The following is a 19,758-nucleotide window of genomic DNA, read 5'->3' as shown; positions in this document are numbered from 1 at the left end:
AAAAGTAGGCGATGAAAGTGGCGGACACTAAGAAAAAGGTTGTCATCATTGGTGGCGGAATCACCGGGCTGACAGCAGCATACTACCTTCAGAAACATGCTCGCGATCATAAACTGCCCCTAGAGGTCAAATTGGTTGAAGCATCGCGCCGCATTGGCGGTAAAATGCAAACTGTTGTTAAAGATGGATTTGTAATAGAACGTGGCCCCGATTCATTTCTTGAACGTAAAGAAAGCGCAGGAAGGCTTGCAAGGGAAGTGGGCCTTGGCGACAAGATTGTCAATAATTCTTCGGGTAAATCATATGTCCTTGTACGTGACAGGCTTCATCCAATGCCAGGCGGATCTATCATGGGTATTCCGACGGAAATCGGCCCGTTCATCACAACGAAATTATTTTCATGGCCGGGTAAATTCCGCGCAGCGGGAGATTTTATCCTTCCTCCTTCTGAAAAGAAGGAGGACCAGACTTTGGGAACCTTCTTCCGGCGCAGGCTTGGTGATGAGGTTGTGGAAAACTTGATTGAGCCATTGCTGTCGGGAATATATGCAGGAGATATTGATCGTCTTAGCTTAATGGCTACATTCCCGCAGTTTTACCATTTGGAGCAGAAATATGGAAGCCTTGTGCGAGGCATGAAGAAAACGACGCCTCCGCGTAAAGCTCCTGGAGCTGGAGCTCCAAAGAAAAAAGGGATTTTCATAGGAATTTCAACAGGCCTTCAGTCAATGGCAGAAGCCATTGAAGCGAAACTTGAGGATGGCTCTGTCATGAAAAGTACCCGTGTTGACAAAGTAGTGAAAAGCGAAAACGGCTATGCACTCAAGCTGAGCACTGGTGATACGCTAGAGGCTGACAGCATTGTTATGACTGCTCCGCACGAAGCGGCGCTCCATATGTTCCCGGAACATGAGCACCTTTTCGAAGGCTTCAAAAACATGCCGTCTACATCAGTGGCGACAGTTTCAATGGCTTTCCCGGAAAGTGCGATCAAGGAAGATATTGACGGGACAGGATTTGTCGTCTCAAGGAACAGCGACTATGTGATTACGGCCTGTACATGGACACATAAAAAATGGGCGCATTCCACTCCGAAAGGGAAAGCTTTGCTCCGCTGCTATGTAGGCCGGGCGGGTGATGAAGCAATTGTGGATCAGCCTGATGCTGAAATTGTGAAAGTCGTGTTGGAAGATTTGAGAAAAACAATGAATATTGCCGCCGAACCGGAGTTTACCGTCATTACCCGCTGGAAGGAATCAATGCCACAGTATACAGTGGGACATAAACAGCGTGTCGAAGCGTTAAAAGACGGACTTCAGGCAGAGCTTCCGGGAGTTTACATGGCTGGAAGTTCTTTTGAGGGGTTGGGTATCCCTGATTGTATCGATCAAGGGGAAACTGCCGTTAAAAAGATTCTTTCTTATCTCAATTTCCAATAAGTTTACAAATGGCCTGCCTGGGAAAATGTCCCTGGCAGGTTTTTTATCAATTTTGAGATAAAAAATCTGTTTATTACCATGTAAGCGGTTGCGCCATTTATTTACAAAAACTTTGTGCTTTTATGCTTGATTACCTAAGTTTAAAGTGGTAAAGTAAATATTGTTCGAAATGACCGTTTTGTTCATATGGTCATAAATGATCGAAAAAGAGGTGATGACGTTGGTAGTTGACAGGAAGAAACTGATTATTGATGCAGCAACAAAGTCATTTTCCCTGTTTGGCTATAAAGCAACGACTATTGACCAGGTAGCGAAACTGGCAAACGTAGGAAAAGGAACAATTTACACTTTTTTTAAGAATAAGGAAGAATTGTTCGATGAGATCATTCACCGCCTCATCAAAGAAATGAAAGAGACAGCAGACGCTTCAATTGATCCTGCCCTTTCGTTTTATGAAAATGTTCATCGGACGCTATACAGCATTCTTCGCTTCCGAAAAGAGCATCAGCTGACAATCAAGCTGTTTCAGGAAGAAAAGGATATTGGTACCTTGGCAGTCATTGATGTAATGGAAAAGCTTGAGCATGCAATCTTGAATTATATTGCCGAACAGGTCAAGACTGCTATCGGAAAAGGCGAAATTAAAGAGTGCGATCCTGAACTTACAGCGTTTATTATGCTGAAACTTTACATTTCCCTGATCTTTGACTGGGAAAAAAAGCGTAAGCCGCTCGATAAAGAACAAATATTAAAGCTTTTTGAGCTTTATATTTTCAAGGGATTGTCTGTATAGATAGCCCCATTTTTTTAGAGTAGAATGACCAAATGATCAAAATGGTCAACTATTATTGGAGGGATTATCATCAATGAAAAGTAGTTTATTTAAACAGGAGGCTTTGTCAATTTTACGGAACAAGAAGCTTCTGATCCCTATTATTGCCGTCCTGTTCATTCCGGTATTGTACACTGGAATGTTCCTCGGGGCTTTCTGGGATCCATACGCCCGGCTCGATGAACTGCCTGTTGCGGTAGTAAATATGGATAAAGGGGCCTCAATGGAAGGCGAAGATATCGATCTTGGGAACGAGCTTGTTGACAAACTCGATGAAGGAAAAGAATTTAATTTTATCTTTGTAGATGAAAAAGAAGGCGATCGCGGCCTGGAGAATCAAAAGTATTACATGACAATTAAAATTCCAGAAGACTTCTCACAAAACGCTACAACTCTTCTGGATGAAAAACCAGAGAAATTGGAACTCGTTTATATGCCGAATGAAAGCTACAACTTCCTGTCTTCACAAATAGGGGGTACAGCAGTCGAAAAAATTAAGGCATCTCTATCCGAGAAAGTGTCCGAGACGTATGCGGAAACCATGTTTGACAAAGTTGGTGAGATGGCAGACGGACTTGGTAAAGCCAATGAAGGAGCCGACAAGCTTAACGGCGGCGCCGGAGAGCTGAAAAAAGGTTCAAAGGCGCTGTATGATAATCTGGAGATGCTTGCCGGAAAGTCCATCGAGTTCAGTGATGGCATGAACAAAGCCTATCAGGGAACGAAAGAACTGAATAATGGTGCCTCCAAGCTGGCTGGAGGACTTGGCCAACTGCAGGAAGGAGAGCAGAAGCTCCAAACAGCATCAGGAGACCTTCAGGCAGGACAGCAAGGACTGAATGAGGGAATCAGCAAAACAAAAGACGGCCTCCAACAGGTTAACGGAAAAATGCCGGAACTCGTCAACGGTACTGGAAAGCTGAAAGATGGGGCTGACCAGTTGCAGGGTGGAGCAGGCGAACTGAAAACCGGTGCAGACACGCTGAAGGCTGGAGCTGACCAGTTGCAGGGTGGGACCGCCCAACTCAGCACTGGTGCTTCAACTCTTGCAGGCGGCTTAAATGAATGGCAGAGCAAATCTATTCCTGTTAGGGATGGAGCAGCGAAACTTGATGCAGGTATCAATCAATTGAATGAACAGTTGACCCCGCTTCTTAACAGTCCAGCCATTCCTGCAGAGCAGAAACAAGCTCTTAAAGCTGCATTGGGAGAATTGGTCATTGGAAGCAACGGATTAAAGGTTGGCACTTCGGGACTATCCGAGGGAGCAGGTAAGCTTTATGTTGGAGCAGCAGGGCTTTCCAAAGGAGCAGACAAACTTTATGCTGGAGCAGGAGAGCTTTCCGAAGGAGCAGGCAAGCTTTCTGGCGGTGTAGACAAGCTGGCAACTGGAGCCGAACAGCTTTCGGGCGGACTTGCTACTGTTAATGACGGCCAGAAGCAGCTGCAAGGTGGAATCGGGCAGCTGGCTGAAGGAAGTGTTATGCTTCAAGAAGGTTCGGGTAAACTTGTTGCTGGACAGAATCAGTTCCATTCAGGGATGTCCACCTTCGGCGAGATGTTTGGCACAGCAAAATCTGGTGCTGATCAGCTAGCAAGTGGATCCAATACACTTGTCGGTGGTTTAGGACAGCTGGCAGCTGGGTCAGAAGCGATGCAATCAGGTGCTGGGAAACTTTCAGAAGGTGCCGGAAAAGTAGCTGACGGTAACGGCAAACTGGCTGACGGTTCTGCCGAGCTGGCCGACAAGCTGAAAGAAGGTGCTGATAAAGCGGACATAAAAGCAGGAAAAGACAATTTCAACATGATGGCTAATCCTGTAAAAGTAGACAATGAAAAGATCAACGAAGTACCGAACTACGGAACGGGTTTTGCCCCATACTTCCTGTCGCTTGGGTTGTTTGTAGGCGCACTGCTAATCTCAATTGTATTCCCGTTCAAAGAGCCTGCAGGCATTCCGGGCAGCGGTTTCCGCTGGTATACTGGTAAGACTGCAGTCCTAGCAGGGGTAGGGATTCTTCAATCCCTTCTTGCAGATGCCATCCTCCTGTTGGGGCTTGGACTTGAAGTTGATAATGTTCCATTGTTTATCCTTTTCACAATTATAACAAGCTTTACATTTTTGGCATTGATTCAATTCCTGGTCACTTTGCTTGGAGATCCTGGGCGTTTCATCGCCATCTTGATCTTGATTTTCCAGCTGACAACCAGTGCAGGAACATTCCCGCTGGAATTAATCCCAGGTTGGCTGCAGGTATTCAATCCATTGCTTCCGATGACATACTCTGTTTCAGGATTTAAAGCAATTGTTTCGAGCGGTGATATTGGATTCATGTGGCAGAATGCATGGACTTTACTAGGCTATATTGCAGCACTCTCTGCTGGTACACTCCTGTATTTCAAGGTCATGCACAAGCGTACGTACTATAAAGCAGTAAACGATAAGTAAAAAAGAAGCCAGCCGGTATCGGCTGGCTTTTCTAATTGCAGTCAATGCATAACTGCAGGGAAGGGATTTACATGAAAATCGGCTTAGCCGAATACATGACTCATTGACACTCATGAATGATTACTTTTAACGGGGATCAAGGCAGCTGTCACACGTATTGCCGTAGCATTCATGCTGCTCACTGATTGGCTCCCCGCATTCTTTACAGCTTTTCGCAGGCAGGTTACGGAAAAATTCAAGGACGTTTTGTAGCATGTTTTCAACCTCCTATGCTTAAGTTGTGGTGATACAGGCCATCCGTTATTTGAATTGTATTATAACAGAGTTTGTCTTGTCAATGGTGTTACAAGACAAAAAAGTGTGAAAGTGAAAAAATGGGCAAAATGGAGTATAGTGAAAACATAATCAATGAAAGAGGGGAGCAATTTGAAGCTAACTATTGTTGGATGCTGGGGAGGATACCCAAAAAAGAACGAAGCGAGCACAGGTTATCTCCTTGAGCATGACGGTTTTCGTCTGCTGATTGACTGCGGAAGCTCCGTCCTGTCAAAGCTGCAGAATTTTATTGCTCCGGAAGATTTGGATGCAGTCATCCTGTCTCATTATCATCCGGACCATATTGCCGATATCGGTGTTCTTCAGCATGCCAGGCTGATTCAGGGCTTCTTAGGAACAAACCTTCCAACATTGCCAATATACGGTCATTCATTGAATGACCGGGAATTTTCCAAGCTTACATATAAAAAGGTTACAAAAGGAATTGCCTATGATCCCGATGGGACACTTGAAATCGGCCCTTTTACGATCCGTTTCCTCCGTACTGCCCATCCAGTCCCATGCTTTGCTATGAGAATTGAAGCAGGAGATAAAGTCCTTGTTTTTACCGGGGATACGTCATTCAAGGACGAGTTCATCCCTTTTTCCAAAAATGCAGATTTATTGCTTTGCGAATGCAATTTTTACGGCGATCGTGACGGAAAGGGAGCGGGTCATATGAACAGCTTTGATGGAGGAACCCTCGCAACAGCAGCAAATGTATCGGGCCTAGTCTTGACACATTTACCGCACTACGGGGAACTCGGACAACTTGTGAAAGAAGCTTCAGAAAGATACACAGGCCCCATCAGGCTCGCAGAAGAGGGTTTGACGATTACGATTTAAAAGGAGAATAAGGACCATGCTGTTTATCGATAATAAAGGAATTACGGATCCGCACATCAACCTTGCCATCGAGGAATATGCACTTAAAAACCTTGATGTGAACGAAACATACCTGCTGTTCTATATCAATGAACCATCCATTATTATTGGGAAGAACCAAAATACGATTGAAGAAATCAATACGGATTATGTGGAGAAAAACGGGATTCATGTGGTCAGAAGGCTTTCAGGCGGTGGAGCCGTCTACCATGACCTTGGGAATCTTAATTTCAGCTTCATTACAAAGGACGATGGCGAGAGCTTCCACAATTTTAAAAAGTTCACCGAGCCTGTCATCACAGCACTGAAAAAAATCGGGGTAGAAGCAGAGCTAAGCGGACGGAATGACATACTTGCAGGAGGAAAAAAGATATCTGGAAATGCCCAGTTCTCTACTAGAGGAAGAATGTTCAGTCATGGGACCCTGCTATTTGATTCCGAAATGGAAAATGTTGTGTCTGCTCTTAAGGTGAAAAAGGATAAAATCGAGTCAAAAGGCATTAAATCAATCAGAAGCCGTGTGGCTAATATTTCTGAGTTTATGACTGATAAAATATCGATAGAAGATTTCAGATTGCTTTTGCTAAAGAATATTTTTGCAGGTTTGGACGAAATTCCGCAATATATTTTGTCAGAGGATGACTGGAAAAAGATAATGGAACTCTCAAAACAGCGTTATCAGAATTGGGATTGGAATTATGGCAAATCACCAAAATTCAATATCCAGCATTCTCACCGCTTTCCTGTCGGAGGGATTGATGTGCGGCTTGAAGTAAGTAAAGGGATCATCGAAAACTGCAAAATTTACGGAGACTTTTTCGGTGTCGGGGACGTGAGCGAAATAGAAGAACGCCTGACAGGCAGGAAATACGAAAAGTCAACATTGGAGACTGCCTTGGAAGGGATGAATGTCCAACATTATTTCGGCAGCATTTCCAATGAGGATTTCATCCGTTTACTTTATTGAACGAAAGAAAGCCAAGAAACTGCAATTTCAAGCGGGTCTCTTATGAGATCGGCTTTTTTTTTTTGGAAATTCCCACTCTGATTTTACCTTGTCCAAATTAGGGAATAAAAAACTGAAAGTGTTAAAAAATAACGAACAGGTCTTTCAGTCAGGAAAATCGGTTGACCATGATCATCATGGTTGGCTTGAACTGATTAAAGATCACTGTACTTATCATCCAAAGGAGTGAACCGTGTGAGATACCCGTTAAATGTGACATCGGAAATCGGGGAGCTGAAAACTGTCCTTCTGAAGCGTCCAGGAAGAGAATTGGAAAACCTGACACCGGACTATTTGGAAACGCTCTTGTTTGACGACATTCCTTTCTTGCCTGCGATTCAAAAAGAACATGATTACTTTGCTACATCTCTCCGCAACCAGGGAGTTGAAGTTGTTTATCTAGATACCCTTTTAGCAGAGTCAATTTTAAACGACGAGATTCGTTTAAGCCTGATTGATGAATTTCTAAGTGAAAGCAAGGTTGGCGAAAGTTCTTCTCTTGAGGTAATCAGGGAGTTTTTGACGAGCCTTCCAAAAGATCAGCTTGTCAACAAAATGATGGAAGGGATGCAGAAAAACGAGCTTCCGCATAAATCAAAAAGGCATTTGCATGAATTTATCGAAAACCAGGATCCTTTTTACTTGTTCCCAATGCCAAATTTATACTTCACAAGAGACCCGGCTGCGGTCATCGGCAACGGCGTTTCACTGAACCGTATGAACAGGACGGCAAGGGGAAGGGAATCTTTGTTCATGAAATACATCATGCAGTACCATCCACGCTTCTCTCCACATGATATTCCGCTGTGGTTTGACCGCGGAGGTGCCTATTCAATCGAGGGCGGGGATGAGCTCGTATTAAGCAGCGAAGTTGTTGCGATCGGAATCAGCGCCAGGTCAACAGCCCAGGCAATCGAAAATCTGGCCCAGAAGCTGTTTGCAAAAAATGAGAATTACCAAAAAGTCATGGCTGTTGAAATACCTAAAACAAGGGCATTCATGCATCTTGATACTGTATTTACAATGGTTGACCGTGATAAATTCACTGTCCACCCGGCAATTCTTGGACCAGGAGGGGAAATGAACATTTTCATCCTTGAAAGAGGGGAAGATGAAGACCTTAAAATCTCCCGCCGTGCCAATATTGTTGATACGTTGAAAGAAGTCCTTAATTTGAATGAAGTAACGCTGATTCCATGCGGTGGCGGAGACGATATCGCAGCTGCCCGTGAGCAGTGGAATGATGGCAGCAACACCCTGGCTGTTTCTCCAGGTGTTGTCATCACTTATGACCGAAATTATGTTTCGAATGAATTATTGCGTTCGCATGGTGTGGAAGTTATTGAAGTACTAAGCAGTGAATTGGCTCGCGGCCGTGGTGGCCCGCGCTGTATGAGCATGCCGCTTTACCGCGAGGATCTTTAATACCTGCATCTGGACTAACCTAATTTAGGAGGGCTTACAATGGGATTTAACTTAAAAGGCAGACACTTTTTGACATTGAAAGATTTTACGCCGCAGGAAATAGATTTTTTAATCAACCAGTCAATTGAATTTAAACGGCTGAAATATGCGGGTGTTCCTCATAAGATGCTTGAAGGCAAAAACATTGCACTGTTGTTTGAAAAGCCATCCACTCGTACGCGCTGTGCATTCACAGTAGCATGTATCGATCTCGGCGCTCACCCTGAGTACCTGGGAAGGGGAGACATCCAGTTTGGAAAGAAAGAGTCAAACAGGGATACGGCGATTGTCCTTGGCCGTATGTTTGATGGTATTGAGTTCCGCGGATTCAAGCATGAGACAGTGGAAGAATTGGCCAAGTATTCAGGTGTCCCGGTATGGAACGGGTTGACGGACATGTTCCACCCAACGCAAATCCTTGCTGACTTTATGACAATCAAAGAAAAATTGGGATACCTTAAAGGTGTTAAGTTCGCTTATGTTGGCGATGCAAGGAACAATATGGGGAACTCACTCTTGATTGGCTCAGCCAAAATGGGTCTTGACTTCCGTGCCATTGCACCAAAGGAGCTTTTCCCGAACGAAGAACTCGTTGCCTACGCACAAGGTGTGGCAAAAGAGACTGGTGCCAAGATTACCATCACTGACAGCATCGAGGAAGGCGTTAAGGATGTTGACGTGATTTATACAGATGTCTGGGTATCCATGGGTGAAGAGGACCAGTACAAGGAGCGCATCGATTTACTGGAGAAATATCAGGTTAACCAGCAAATGATGAATATGACAGGTAAAGACCATACGCTCTTCATGCATTGCCTTCCTGCTTTCCATGACCAGGATACAGAGGTTGGAAGGGAAATCAAACAAAAGTTCGGGCTTGAGGCGATGGAAGTCACTGATGAAGTGTTCCAATCGAAAAACAGTGTCGTTTTCGATGAGGCAGAGAACCGCATGCATACCATCAAAGCAGTTATGGCAGCAACTCTCTCCTAATCACAGAAGAACAACCGCAGAACCGGTAGGATACCCGTTTAAGGGTATCCAGGCCGAATGCGGGCCGCGGCATAAAATTCATTTTTTATTGAAAGTGGGTGTTTATTAAATGGCTGAAAATGAGAAAAAGCTTGGGCTTTTTGCCCTTATTGCCCTTGTTGTAGGATCAATGATCGGCGGCGGAGCTTTTAACATCGCTACAGATATGGCAACTGGTGCGAGTACAGGGGCGATTATCATCGGCTGGCTAATTACAGGAATCGGAATGATTTGCCTTGGATTTTGCTTCCAGAACCTGACGAACAAACGGCCGGATTTGGAAGGCGGAGTGTTCAGTTATGCAAAAGCAGGTTTCGGCGATTACTGGGGATTTAACTCCGCGTGGGGGTACTGGCTCTCTGCATGGCTGGGCAATGTTGCCTACGCAACCCTTCTTTTTAGTTCAATTGGCTATTTCCTGCCTGTGTTCGACGGCCAAAACCTAGCCTCTATCATTGGGTCTTCTTTACTTCTTTGGGCCGTTGTATTCCTGATACTCGGAGGGGTCCAGTCTGCGGCATTGGTCAATACTGTCGTTACGATTGCGAAACTCGTCCCGATTTTTCTCTTCATTATCATTGGAATCTTCGCTTTTAACATTGACCAATTTAATATGGACTTTTGGGGCGGGGACTTTAACCTGGCAGATGTAATGGGTCAGACGAAAAGCACAATGCTTGTTACACTGTGGGTTTTCATTGGTATTGAAGGTGCGGTTGTCCTTTCAAGCCGTGCTGAACACAAAAAAGATGTAGGAAAAGCCACCATTATTGGCCTTGTCTCAACATTGCTAATCTATATCATGATTTCCCTTTTATCCACGGGAATCATGTCAAGGTCGGAACTGGCTGATTTAAAGAGCCCTTCCATGGCTTATGTACTTGAAAGCGTTGTCGGTCCATGGGGCGCCACTTTTGTAAACCTCGGCCTTATCATTTCGGTCCTTGGAGCATGGCTCGGCTGGACGCTGCTTGCTTCCGAACTTCCGTATTTGGCGGCATTGGATGGCGTTCTTCCAAAGTATTTTGCTAAAGAAAACAAGAACAAGGCACCTGTTAATTCCTTGATTGTCACAAATGTGCTGATCCAGATTTTCCTGCTCACGTTCCTGTTTTCCGATAAACCGTATAATTTTGCTTTTTCGCTCGCAAGCTCAGCGATTCTCGTTCCATATCTTTTCTCAGCATTGTATCAAGTGAAATACAGTATGGAGAAAAAAGAGACAAAGCAGATGGGCATCGGCATAGTAGCAAGTGTATATGGTGCATGGCTTCTGTATGCAGCAGGCATCGACTACCTTGTATTGACGGCTGTACTGTATGCGCTGGGGATTTTTGTCTACCGATATGCGCAAAAGGAAAATGGAAAAAAAGCGTTTAAACCATTCGAACTTGTCTGGGCGGGGCTGTTCGTGGTCTTTGGTGTCATCGCCATCTTCATGTTAGCAACAGGAAAAATCAGCATTTAGACATCAGGAGGAGTAATTATGGCAAAAACGATTGTTGTGGCTCTCGGCGGAAACGCCATCCAGACAGGGAACGGTGCTACAGCCGAGGAGCAGAAATTGGCATGCTACAATACAGCTAAACAGCTGGTAAAACTAATTAAGGAAGGGCATAAATTAGTCATTGCCCACGGGAATGGTCCGCAGGTTGGGAACATTGTCCTGCAGCAGCAGATGAACCAAAGCGATAAACTGCCGGCCATGCCGCTTGATACCTGCGGAGCCATGAGCCAGGGAATGATTGGCTATTGGCTGCAAAACGCCCTATACGAAGTTTTTCATGATGAAGGTATAGATAAGAATGCCGTAACGTTGGTCACACAGGTATTGGTTGATGAAAATGATCCTGCTTTTGAAAATCCGACAAAACCAATCGGCTCTTTTTATACCCAAGAAGAGGCAGACCAGCTCGCGAAGACGAAAGGTTATAAGATGAAAGAGGATGCAGGCCGGGGTTATCGCCGGGTTGTCCCATCGCCAAAACCGTTGGACATCATTGAAAAAAAGGCCATCGTTGACTTGATTCAAAGCGGAAACATCGTCATTGCAAGCGGCGGAGGAGGGATTCCTGTATCAAAGGATAACTCCAGACTGATTGGCATTGAAGCGGTAATTGATAAAGATTTCGCTTCTGAAAAGCTTGCTGAATTGGTTGATGCCGACGCATTTCTTGTTCTGACAGCCGTTGAAAATGTTGCCATAAACTTTGGCAAGCCCGAACAAAAGAACCTTGAAAACCTGTCTTTGGCAGAAGCCAACCAATACATTGAAGAAGGCCAGTTCGCCCCTGGAAGCATGCTTCCAAAAGTACAGGCTGCTATTCAGTTCGCTGAATCCGGAACCGGACGAAAATCGTATATCACTTCGCTTGAACATGCATACGATGCCATCGCCGGAAAAACAGGTACAGTTATTGCAGGAGAATAAATAAATTGATTGACTTTTAAGAAAAGAAAGACATTTCCCTTGAATCCGTAATTTTCTTTCAATATAATTATATTTAGAAAATTATTTACAATTTGGTGAGCAATTTCACTAAGCGGGAGATGGGGAAATGAATATATCAGTACAGCTTCATAATATTGCGGGAAGGCTTGGGGGAAAGCCTGCCTACTATTTCATGGATCAGGCGAGTACATATGCTGAATTGGATGCAGCCGTTACACGCTTTGCATCGGGTCTGGAGCAGTTAGGTATAAAAAAAGGCGATCACATTGCAGTACTGCTGGGGAATTCGCCGCACTTTATCATCAGCTTGTATGGGGCATTGCGCCTCGGAGCTACAGTCATACCAATCAATCCGGTTTATACAGAAGATGAAATCAGCTTTATCCTCCTAAATGGAGATGTAAAAGCGGTCGTCTGTCTGGACTTGATGATGCCTCTTGCAGAAAAGATGCAGAAACACTTGCCGGAAGTACAGCAATTTATCATCTGTGAATCCGGCCAAGGCGGCGGAAGCAATGCCGGCGGAATGACAGATAAAATGAAAGCGTTTGCTGATGTCGTTTCAATCGGAAGCCCCAACTATGAAGGCCCTGATCTAGGGGAGGATGATACGGCTATCATCCTTTATACATCAGGGACAACCGGGAAACCAAAAGGGGCTATGCTTACACACCGCAATCTGTTCAGTAACGCGCAGGATGTGGCGGACTATTTAAAAATCAATGAGGATGACAGGGTGGTCACTGCGCTTCCAATGTTCCATGTCTTTTGCCTAACGGTTGTTCTGAATGCGCCGTTAATGAACGGCGGAACATTGCTCATCGTGCCGAGATTTAGCCCAAAGGAAATTTTTCGCCTTGCAAAAAAGTACGAGCCGACAGTATTTGCTGGAGTCCCAACGATGTATAACTTCCTTTATCAGTACCCTGAAGGAGACGCGGAAGATATGAAATCTTTGAGGCTCTGTATTTCAGGAGGAGCATCGCTTCCTGTGGCCCTTCTCGAAAATTTTGAGAAGAAGTTCAATGTAGCCGTCTCTGAAGGCTACGGTTTATCCGAAGCTTCTCCGGTAACATGCTTTAACCCGCTGGACCGTCCGCGGAAAGCAGGTTCGATCGGAAGGTCAATCGTCAATGTTGAGAATAAGGTTGTCAGCGAGCTTGGGGAAGAGGTGACCCCAGGTGAAGTTGGCGAATTGATTGTTCGCGGCCCGAACGTGATGAAAGGCTATTATAAAATGCCTGAAGAGACGGCGGCGGCCATCAGGGAAGGCTGGCTGTATACAGGAGACCTCGCCCGAATGGATGAGGAAGGCTATTTCTATATCGTTGATCGCAAAAAGGAATTGATTCTTGTCGGCGGATACAATGTATATCCCCGCGAAGTGGAGGAAGTGCTGTACAGTCATCCCGATGTCGTGGAGGTGGCAGTGCTTGGTGTTCCCGACCCGAACTTTGGCGAAGCCGTGAGAAGCTTTGTTGTCAGCAAAAACCCTGCTTTGACAGAGGAAGACCTCATTTCCTACTGCCGGGAGCATCTGGCAAAATATAAAGTCCCGAATTCTATTGAGTTTTTAGCGGAACTTCCGAAAAACACAACTGGCAAGATTTTGCGTCGGGCTTTAAGGAAACAAGTACTTCAGCAAAGCTGAAGCTTAAAGAGGCAGGCTGAAATGGCCTGCCTTTTTTCATGTAACCATCTTTCATGAGAAGGATTTTTTCTTTCTCATGGAGAAAAGGTAACACCAACAGGGGGAGGATGGCAAAGTGAACAATATTGTTTATGAACAAAGGGGACATATCGGTGTGGTAACCCTTAACAGGCCAGACAGCCTGAATGCTTTTAATTATGAGACATTGTCCGAACTGCAGCAGGCAGTGGAGAAAATTCGCACGGACCGGGAAGTCCGGGCTGTCATTTTTACAGGAATGGGAGAAAAGGCGTTCAGCGTCGGAGCGGATCTTAAGGAAAGAAAGACACTGTCGGATGAAGAAGTAAAGCGGAACCTCTACAAAATAGGGGATGTATTCACGAGCATTGACCAGCTCCCGCAGCCTACTATAGCAGCCATTAACGGGTTTGCTTTTGGAGGGGGAATGGAGCTTGCCCTTGCGTGTGACTTCAGGTTGGCATCCAGGAATGCCTTGATGGGGTTGACAGAAACCGGGCTTGCAATCATACCGGGTGCTGGAGGGACACAGCGGCTGCCGAGGCTGATTGGCCAAGCAAAAGCACTTGAACTGATTTTGACAGCAAGGAAACTGACCGCGCAGGAGGCTTATGATCTTCATCTGGTCAATTCAGTAACGGAAGCAGAAGGACTCCTGCCAGCCTGTGAAGAACTTGCCGGCAGTATGCTAGCCAATGGGCCTGTAGCTCTCATTCAGGCGAAATTTGCAGTGAAGCAGGGAATGAATGTGGATTTGCAGACAGGTTTGCAGCTCGAACGAAAAGCCTACGAGGTAACTATTCCAACCGAAGACAGGCTGGAGGCTCTAGCTGCCTTCAGCGAAAAACGAAAGCCTCACTTTAAAGGGAAATAAGAGATACATAATCACTCTGATAATAGAAAAAAGTACATGATATTTTTCATGCACTTTTTTCTTATTCTTTTATTTTTGTATTTTAGATAATTCCTATTTTTGGTAAAAGGGGGAGGGCGATGGAGAGCAATATTACAGCCAGGAAAGCAGTGGAATTCAAAAAAGGCCTTCAATCAGGCATGAGCATATGCATTGGCTATTTGCCTGTTGCCCTGACATTCGGATTGATTGCCAAGACGACGGGACTGACTCTTAGCGAAACGGTGTTAATGAGCCTGCTTGTTTTCGCAGGAGCGGCGCAATACATATCCCTTAGCCTTCTGGCAGCTGGAACTGGTACGTTTGAGATTGTCCTGACTACATTCATTGTAAACATCCGCCATTTTCTAATGTCGGCTTCACTCAATGAAAAAGCATCCGGGGACAGCGTCTTTGGAAAAATGTTCTATGCTTTTGGAATCACCGATGAAACCTTTTCGGTGGCAGCAACCCGGGAAGAACCCGTAACGGTTTGGTACATGCTAGGACTCGTTTTTATTTCTTATGCGAGCTGGGTGATCAACTCCGGAATAGGCTTCCTTATGGGGGCAGGATTGCCGCAGGTTTTGCAGGACAGCATGTCGATAGCACTTTATGCCATGTTTGCAGGGCTCCTCGTTCCCTCCATGAAAAAAAGCAGGAAGGTCGTGTTCCTCGCGGTGCTTGCGGCATGCTTTAATTCTACCTTTATGCTTGGGAAACTTATGCCGACAGGCTGGGCAATTGTTGCAGCCACTCTTTTGTCGGCAGTCCTTGTTGAATGGATAGAGATAATGGGGAGAAAAAGGAAGGTGAATCAGGCTGAAAACTGAGATGGTCGTTTTGATTGCTGCGATGGCTGTTGTGACCTATATTCCGCGTATGCTCCCGTTTGTCATGTTCAGGGGAAAGGAGCTGCCTCCATTTGTCCAAGGGGTACTAAAAAATGTTCCTTATGCCACCCTGGGCGCCCTCATTTTTCCAGCAGTATTTTTTATCCAGGAGGATATGATATACGGTGCTGTCGGTGCGGCTGCTGCTTTTGGCTGTGCATTCCTGGGTGCTAATGTCATTCTTGTCGTGATCGGGGCAATCACTGTCCTTAGTGCATACTCATATTTTTTCTAGTGCGCCTTGGCTGTCCTTCATGAGAGGGGCAATAACTTGTTCTAATTTGAAGGGAGACCGACTACACTACTTGTAGAGGTTGTACGAAAGGGTGATGGCTTTTGGCGCGGAAAATGGGCTTCTATGGAATTCTTGCTTATATCGTTTTCGGTTTTTTGGCTTATTGGTATCTTTTTTATTTAGCTGATACAAGCCTGCCGTTTGAGTTCCAGGGTTCAAGGGCTGATCCTGCAACGTTTTTGAATCCCCGGGAATATATGCTTAGTGAAGAATACTCGAAAATAAGGAATCTGCTGTTTTTCCTTTCCACCCCGTATGAATGGCTGTTCTATTTTTTAGTCTTGCTTGTCGGGCTGTCAGGTGCGTTTAAAAAATGGGGGAAAGATACGTTTCAACATAAGCTCCTGCAAAATGGGGTCTATATCTTCTGGCTGTCCCTATTTTCCTATGCAGCGACTTTTCCGCTTAGCTATATCAGCTACAATTTCTCCAAGACATACAACATATCGACCCAATCCTTTCCTTCCTGGATGAAGGATGAACTGATTGGTTTCTGGGTGAACTTTGTGACACTGCTGATCACGATTTCCGTCCTGTACTGGCTGATTCAGCGGAGCCGCAAATATTGGTGGCTTTTGGCATGGCTTTTGTCCATACCATTCACGCTGTTTATCATGTTCGTCCAGCCTGTTGTAATCGACCCGCTCTATAATGACTTTTCTCCATTGAAGAACAAAGAGCTTGAAGCAAAGATCCTTGATCTTGCCGGAAAGGCAGACATCCCGGCTAATCATGTTTTTGAAGTGAACATGGCTGAAAAAACGAATGCCTTAAACGCTTATGTGACAGGGATTGGCGGAAACTCGCGCATCGTTCTTTGGGATACGACCTTAAACAGGCTGAGTGACGGTGAAATCCTTTTCATAATGGCCCATGAAATGGCCCATTATGTTGAAAAGCATATTTATATCGGAATTGCCGGTTATCTGATATTGTCATTGTTCGGATTGTGGCTGACATCAAGAATGATGGCCTGGGCAATCAGGCGTTGGGGAAAAGAGCTGAAAGTGGACGATGTTGGCGACATTCGTTCTGTACCGCTTCTGCTGATGATTCTTTCAATGCTTATGTTTATTTCAAGTCCTGCGAGCAATTTTGTATCACGGTACCAGGAAACCAGGGCAGACCGCTATGCCATAGAAATGACGGGGAATACAGATGACGCCATCGGTTCTTTTCAAACCCTCACGAAAGCGGGCTTGAGCCAAGTAAATCCTCCGCTCCTTGTGAAGATTTTTCGTTACGGTCACCCTACGATGCTTGAGCGGATATCGAGGCTGGAAGATTATGAGGTTGAACAAAGAAATAAAAATACGGATTAAAAAGCCCGTAACAAGGGCTTTTTTTCGTTTCGGATATAAACCCTTTTAAACCCGGAGCATTACTATGTCAGAATATAAAAAATGATCCCCTGCAAGCTGCAGGGGAATTATTTTTCATCTATGTCCCGAAAAGTCTGTTCAGATCTTTCAGTTCCTTCGTAAGGGAAAAGAAGAGCGTTTGGTCCCGTTGGTCAATGGCATCATCAATTTTTGAAAGCAACTTTTCCTTTTTTGTTTTCAGCTGGATTTCCGAAATCAGCATATCCACATACAGGTCCAAAACAAAGGTTTCTTTTGCTTTAATGCGGTTCATCACGCTGGCCTTCATGATTTCAGAATAGGACTTCTCTTTCACTGACCTCACCTCTTCGACCTTTTTTATATTATATGGAGTTTGAAAAGGATAATCAACAAAATTATCTTAATTTTAAGAAAGTTTTTGCACCCAATTTTTTGTGAATAAATTACGAACATTTGTTAATTTTTACTAATAATAAGGCTGACGGTGGTATGATGAAATAAAATCCTCTTTAGGGAGATGATGGAATGAAAAGCGGACAGAAAGAATCCTTGGATGAATATGAAGTCAATCCTTTTACTATGATAATCCTTCCTTACCAGTATGGCAGTAAGACATTTTCTAGAATTTATGAGTTTGAGGATGATTATATTTCCCCGCTTAAGCCGATTGATATCATCAAAAAAAGCTGTCAGTATTTTGGATCGAGCTATGAAGGAAGAAAGGATGGCGCCCGTGATTTGACCGGGATTACACACAAGGTACCAATCATCATTGATCCCCACAACTCTATTTATTTCCTACCGACAACGTCACCGTCCAATCCAAACTGTATTTGGGTCTCTCATGAACATGTTCTAAACCACAAAAAAATTGATTCCCGCCACACCTATGTAACCTTCCGAAATAAGCAGTCCATCACACTTCCAGTTTCCTTTCGATCTTTTGAAAACCAGCTGCTGAGAACGGCTCTGCTGAAAACCAGGATGATGGAGAGAATGAAGGAGACTGAACGCCGGGCTGTGTACTTATTCCAGGGGCCGAAGTATTCCCAGAACAGTTCGGCCGGCATGGTCAGTGAGATTTATAAAGACTAGTCCGGAGTTCACTCTACTGCAGCATAATTATTTATGCTGTTTTTTGTTGATGTATTTCTCTGGAAGTTTCTCTGCATGGAGGGAGTATCTCCGGAAAAGGTAATATTCCATAAGTTCTTCTGTCCTGTTGCGGAGGCGGGGATTGAAGTAATTGTGCTGCTCCTCATAGCCACGGTAAAGAAAGAGATACATGGTGAAGGCTTCATCGCGCTTTAGCTGCTGTACCTTAAGGCTGTTTTGTTTCATGTAGCGTTTAACCCCGGCGAGATCTTTTTGAATGGCCAGCATCGTTTCTTCGATTAACACAAGATAGGGTTTCTTCAGTTTGAATGGACTTGACTCAATAACAGTGCGGTCTCTGTTGAGGACAGTCAAGACCATGGGCAGGTAAATAGCCTGCTCTATCATGTCACGGTCGTATTCAGGTATTCTTGTCATGTTTAAATGCCCCTCTTCAAAAATGGAACATATGTTCTGTTCCATCATACTCCATAACAAGCTTCTTTTTCAAGTATCCACTTCATATTATTTTCTCCACAGACATTCAAATCATTCGGACGACGGCCATTTTCAAGCTGATTTAAACGTAATCTTTATAGATACCAATTTGTTCGGCTGATATAATTGAAAAAAATTTTCCGGTAGAAGTTTAACAAGTGGTGAAAAGAAGGAAAATAAAACAAGTCTGGCGAATGAGACTTTTATTTAGAAAATTAAGCTATAAAACAAAAAAGGTGGAAAACTCTCAAATGAGAAATGAAAGACGGGTAATCAAAAGAAAAAGAAAAAAAGTCCGCTGGGGCAGGGTTTTTCTCCTTCTATTCATTCTGATTGGTGGTATACTCGGGATTTATTTATATTCACAATACAAATCAGGTGTGGAACAATCACGGAAAAGCGTAGGCGATAAGCAGGATGTGTATGAATTTAAAGGGAAACAGGACGCAAACGGATCCACCAACATCCTTATCCTTGGGAGTGATGCGACCGGCAGGGATAAGCCACGAGCCGATACAATCATGATCGGCAGCTATAATAAAAGTAAAGGGACCTATAAATTGGTTTCCGTTATGAGGGATTCCTATGTAGACATTCCCGGGCATGGGAAGAATAAAATCAATGCAGCCTTCGCTTACGGAGGACCTGAATTGCTGCGGAAGACGATCAAGAATAATTTTGATGTCGACCTGCAGTACTATGCTGTGGTGGATTTTGAAGGGTTTGTCAAGCTGATGGATGAGGCTTTCCCAAATGGGGTTAAGGTCGATGTGGAAAAGCGGATGGAAGAAAATATAGATGTTACGATCGAACCGGGAGTCCAGCAGCTTGATGGAGAGCATTTGCTCGGCTACGTACGCTTCCGCCAGGATGCCGTCGGGGATTTCGGAAGAGTAGAGAGACAGCAGAAGGTCATCAAGGATGTCGGCAACCAGTTAGTGAGCATCAGTACAGTACCTAAGCTTCCAAAGCTGGTTGGCGTTGTCATGCCATATGTCAACACGAATATGGGTACAGGAGACATGCTATATATTGCTAAAGGATTCGTTTCCAAAGATAACAGGAATATTGAAACCATGCGTATCCCGGTTAATGGTTCCTTTGAGGACAAGCGGGTAAGTGGGTCAGGGCTTGTCCTTGATATTGACCAGGAGGTAAATAAAGCGGAACTGCAGGGTTTCCTGGCAAAATAGAAATGT

At 44.6% G+C, this 19,758-nt stretch carries 19 protein-coding genes; 16 read left to right on the top strand and 3 right to left on the bottom strand.

What is annotated here, in order from left to right:
* Positions 1 to 17: 17 nt before the first annotated feature.
* The 3 genes from hemY (at position 18) to D1970_RS12015 (ending at position 4,720) form a co-directional block, all read left to right on the top strand.
* Positions 18 to 1,439, top strand: coding sequence for a protoporphyrinogen oxidase (gene hemY, locus D1970_RS12025; RefSeq protein ID WP_119113212.1), 1,422 nt, complete (start codon positions 18 to 20; stop codon positions 1,437 to 1,439).
* Positions 1,440 to 1,659: 220 nt separating this feature from the next.
* Positions 1,660 to 2,232, top strand: coding sequence for a TetR/AcrR family transcriptional regulator (locus tag D1970_RS12020; protein ID WP_181213318.1), 573 nt, complete (start codon positions 1,660 to 1,662; stop codon positions 2,230 to 2,232).
* A 73-nt stretch (positions 2,233 to 2,305) separates the two neighbouring features.
* A complete protein-coding gene (locus tag D1970_RS12015) occupies positions 2,306 to 4,720 on the top strand; it encodes a YhgE/Pip domain-containing protein (RefSeq protein WP_119113114.1) in 2,415 nt (804 codons plus the stop codon).
* 126 nt (positions 4,721 to 4,846) lie between these two features.
* Here the strand turns inward: D1970_RS12015 and yhfH are convergent, their stop codons facing one another.
* Positions 4,847 to 4,975, bottom strand: a complete 129-nt coding sequence (gene yhfH / locus D1970_RS12010; RefSeq protein WP_119113113.1) for a protein YhfH — start codon at positions 4,973 to 4,975, stop codon at positions 4,847 to 4,849.
* Between the two features lie 171 nt (positions 4,976 to 5,146).
* Between yhfH and D1970_RS12005 the strand changes: the two genes are divergently transcribed.
* The 11 genes from D1970_RS12005 to D1970_RS11955 all read left to right on the top strand — a co-directional run bounded on the left by D1970_RS12005 (position 5,147) and on the right by D1970_RS11955 (position 16,945).
* Positions 5,147 to 5,881 (top strand): MBL fold metallo-hydrolase, encoded by a 735-nt coding sequence (locus D1970_RS12005; protein ID WP_119113112.1) that lies wholly within the window; start codon positions 5,147 to 5,149, stop codon positions 5,879 to 5,881.
* 16 nt (positions 5,882 to 5,897) lie between these two features.
* Positions 5,898 to 6,887, top strand: a complete 990-nt coding sequence (gene lplA, locus D1970_RS12000; protein WP_119113111.1) for a lipoate--protein ligase — start codon at positions 5,898 to 5,900, stop codon at positions 6,885 to 6,887.
* 234 nt (positions 6,888 to 7,121) lie between these two features.
* Positions 7,122 to 8,351 carry an arginine deiminase gene (gene arcA / locus D1970_RS11995; RefSeq protein WP_119113110.1) on the top strand — a complete coding sequence of 410 codons (1,230 nt, stop codon included), beginning with the start codon at positions 7,122 to 7,124 and terminating at the stop codon, positions 8,349 to 8,351.
* A gap of 39 nt (positions 8,352 to 8,390) precedes the next feature.
* A complete protein-coding gene (argF, locus tag D1970_RS11990) occupies positions 8,391 to 9,383 on the top strand; it encodes an ornithine carbamoyltransferase (protein ID WP_119113109.1) in 993 nt (330 codons plus the stop codon).
* Between the two features lie 109 nt (positions 9,384 to 9,492).
* Positions 9,493 to 10,890, top strand: coding sequence for an arginine-ornithine antiporter (gene arcD / locus D1970_RS11985; protein ID WP_119113108.1), 1,398 nt, complete (start codon positions 9,493 to 9,495; stop codon positions 10,888 to 10,890).
* Between the two features lie 15 nt (positions 10,891 to 10,905).
* Positions 10,906 to 11,853, top strand: coding sequence for a carbamate kinase (gene arcC, locus D1970_RS11980; RefSeq protein ID WP_119113107.1), 948 nt, complete (start codon positions 10,906 to 10,908; stop codon positions 11,851 to 11,853).
* Positions 11,854 to 11,980: 127 nt separating this feature from the next.
* A complete protein-coding gene (locus D1970_RS11975; RefSeq protein WP_119113106.1) occupies positions 11,981 to 13,525 on the top strand; it encodes a fatty acid--CoA ligase family protein in 1,545 nt (514 codons plus the stop codon).
* A 115-nt stretch (positions 13,526 to 13,640) separates the two neighbouring features.
* Positions 13,641 to 14,417 (top strand): enoyl-CoA hydratase-related protein, encoded by a 777-nt coding sequence (locus tag D1970_RS11970; RefSeq protein ID WP_119113105.1) that lies wholly within the window; start codon positions 13,641 to 13,643, stop codon positions 14,415 to 14,417.
* A gap of 119 nt (positions 14,418 to 14,536) precedes the next feature.
* A complete protein-coding gene (locus D1970_RS11965; protein ID WP_119113104.1) occupies positions 14,537 to 15,268 on the top strand; it encodes an AzlC family ABC transporter permease in 732 nt (243 codons plus the stop codon).
* A 1-nt stretch (position 15,269) separates the two neighbouring features.
* The gene (locus D1970_RS11960; protein WP_374978553.1) at positions 15,270 to 15,563 is read left to right on the top strand and encodes a branched-chain amino acid transport AzlD family protein; all 294 of its coding nucleotides are present in this window, start codon (positions 15,270 to 15,272) and stop codon (positions 15,561 to 15,563) included.
* Between the two features lie 101 nt (positions 15,564 to 15,664).
* Positions 15,665 to 16,945, top strand: coding sequence for a M48 family metallopeptidase (locus tag D1970_RS11955; protein WP_119113102.1), 1,281 nt, complete (start codon positions 15,665 to 15,667; stop codon positions 16,943 to 16,945).
* A 118-nt stretch (positions 16,946 to 17,063) separates the two neighbouring features.
* Here the strand turns inward: D1970_RS11955 and D1970_RS11950 are convergent, their stop codons facing one another.
* Complete coding sequence (locus D1970_RS11950; protein WP_119113101.1) at positions 17,064 to 17,300, bottom strand: IDEAL domain-containing protein; 237 nt, start codon at positions 17,298 to 17,300, stop codon at positions 17,064 to 17,066.
* 191 nt (positions 17,301 to 17,491) lie between these two features.
* Here D1970_RS11950 and D1970_RS11945 point away from each other — a divergent pair, with 191 nt between their 5' ends.
* Positions 17,492 to 18,061, top strand: a complete 570-nt coding sequence (locus D1970_RS11945; protein WP_119113100.1) for a competence protein ComK — start codon at positions 17,492 to 17,494, stop codon at positions 18,059 to 18,061.
* Positions 18,062 to 18,088: 27 nt separating this feature from the next.
* On the opposite strand, the gene D1970_RS11940 is transcribed toward D1970_RS11945, so the two are convergent.
* Entirely contained in the window at positions 18,089 to 18,499 is a 411-nt protein-coding gene (locus tag D1970_RS11940) for a YhjD family protein (RefSeq protein ID WP_119113099.1), read from the bottom strand.
* Positions 18,500 to 18,753: 254 nt separating this feature from the next.
* Here D1970_RS11940 and D1970_RS11935 point away from each other — a divergent pair, with 254 nt between their 5' ends.
* Complete coding sequence (locus D1970_RS11935) at positions 18,754 to 19,752, top strand: LCP family protein (protein ID WP_119113211.1); 999 nt, start codon at positions 18,754 to 18,756, stop codon at positions 19,750 to 19,752.
* Positions 19,753 to 19,758 lie beyond the last annotated feature (6 nt).

The organism is Mesobacillus zeae (genome assembly GCF_003570705.1).
In the GTDB taxonomy this organism is placed as follows: Bacteria; Bacillota; Bacilli; order Bacillales; family Cytobacillaceae; genus Mesobacillus_C; species Mesobacillus_C zeae.
This window is presented reverse-complemented; position numbering and strand designations above follow the sequence as displayed.

Bases quoted from the DNA above. Each gene is read 5' to 3' on its own strand.
- D1970_RS12015 (WP_119113114.1), top strand. From the start codon at position 2,306: ATGAAAAGTAGTTTATTTAAACAGGAGGCTTTGTCAATTTTACGGAAC.
- yhfH (WP_119113113.1), bottom strand. From the start codon at position 4,975: ATGCTACAAAACGTCCTTGAATTTTTCCGTAACCTGCCTGCGAAAAGC.
- lplA (WP_119113111.1), top strand. From the start codon at position 5,898: ATGCTGTTTATCGATAATAAAGGAATTACGGATCCGCACATCAACCTT.
- argF (WP_119113109.1), top strand. From the start codon at position 8,391: ATGGGATTTAACTTAAAAGGCAGACACTTTTTGACATTGAAAGATTTT.
- arcD (WP_119113108.1), top strand. From the start codon at position 9,493: ATGGCTGAAAATGAGAAAAAGCTTGGGCTTTTTGCCCTTATTGCCCTT.
- D1970_RS11975 (WP_119113106.1), top strand. From the start codon at position 11,981: ATGAATATATCAGTACAGCTTCATAATATTGCGGGAAGGCTTGGGGGA.
- D1970_RS11965 (WP_119113104.1), top strand. From the start codon at position 14,537: ATGGAGAGCAATATTACAGCCAGGAAAGCAGTGGAATTCAAAAAAGGC.
- D1970_RS11960 (WP_374978553.1), top strand. From the start codon at position 15,270: ATGGTCGTTTTGATTGCTGCGATGGCTGTTGTGACCTATATTCCGCGT.
- D1970_RS11945 (WP_119113100.1), top strand. From the start codon at position 17,492: ATGAAAAGCGGACAGAAAGAATCCTTGGATGAATATGAAGTCAATCCT.
- D1970_RS11940 (WP_119113099.1), bottom strand. From the start codon at position 18,499: ATGACAAGAATACCTGAATACGACCGTGACATGATAGAGCAGGCTATT.
- D1970_RS11935 (WP_119113211.1), top strand. From the start codon at position 18,754: ATGAGACTTTTATTTAGAAAATTAAGCTATAAAACAAAAAAGGTGGAA.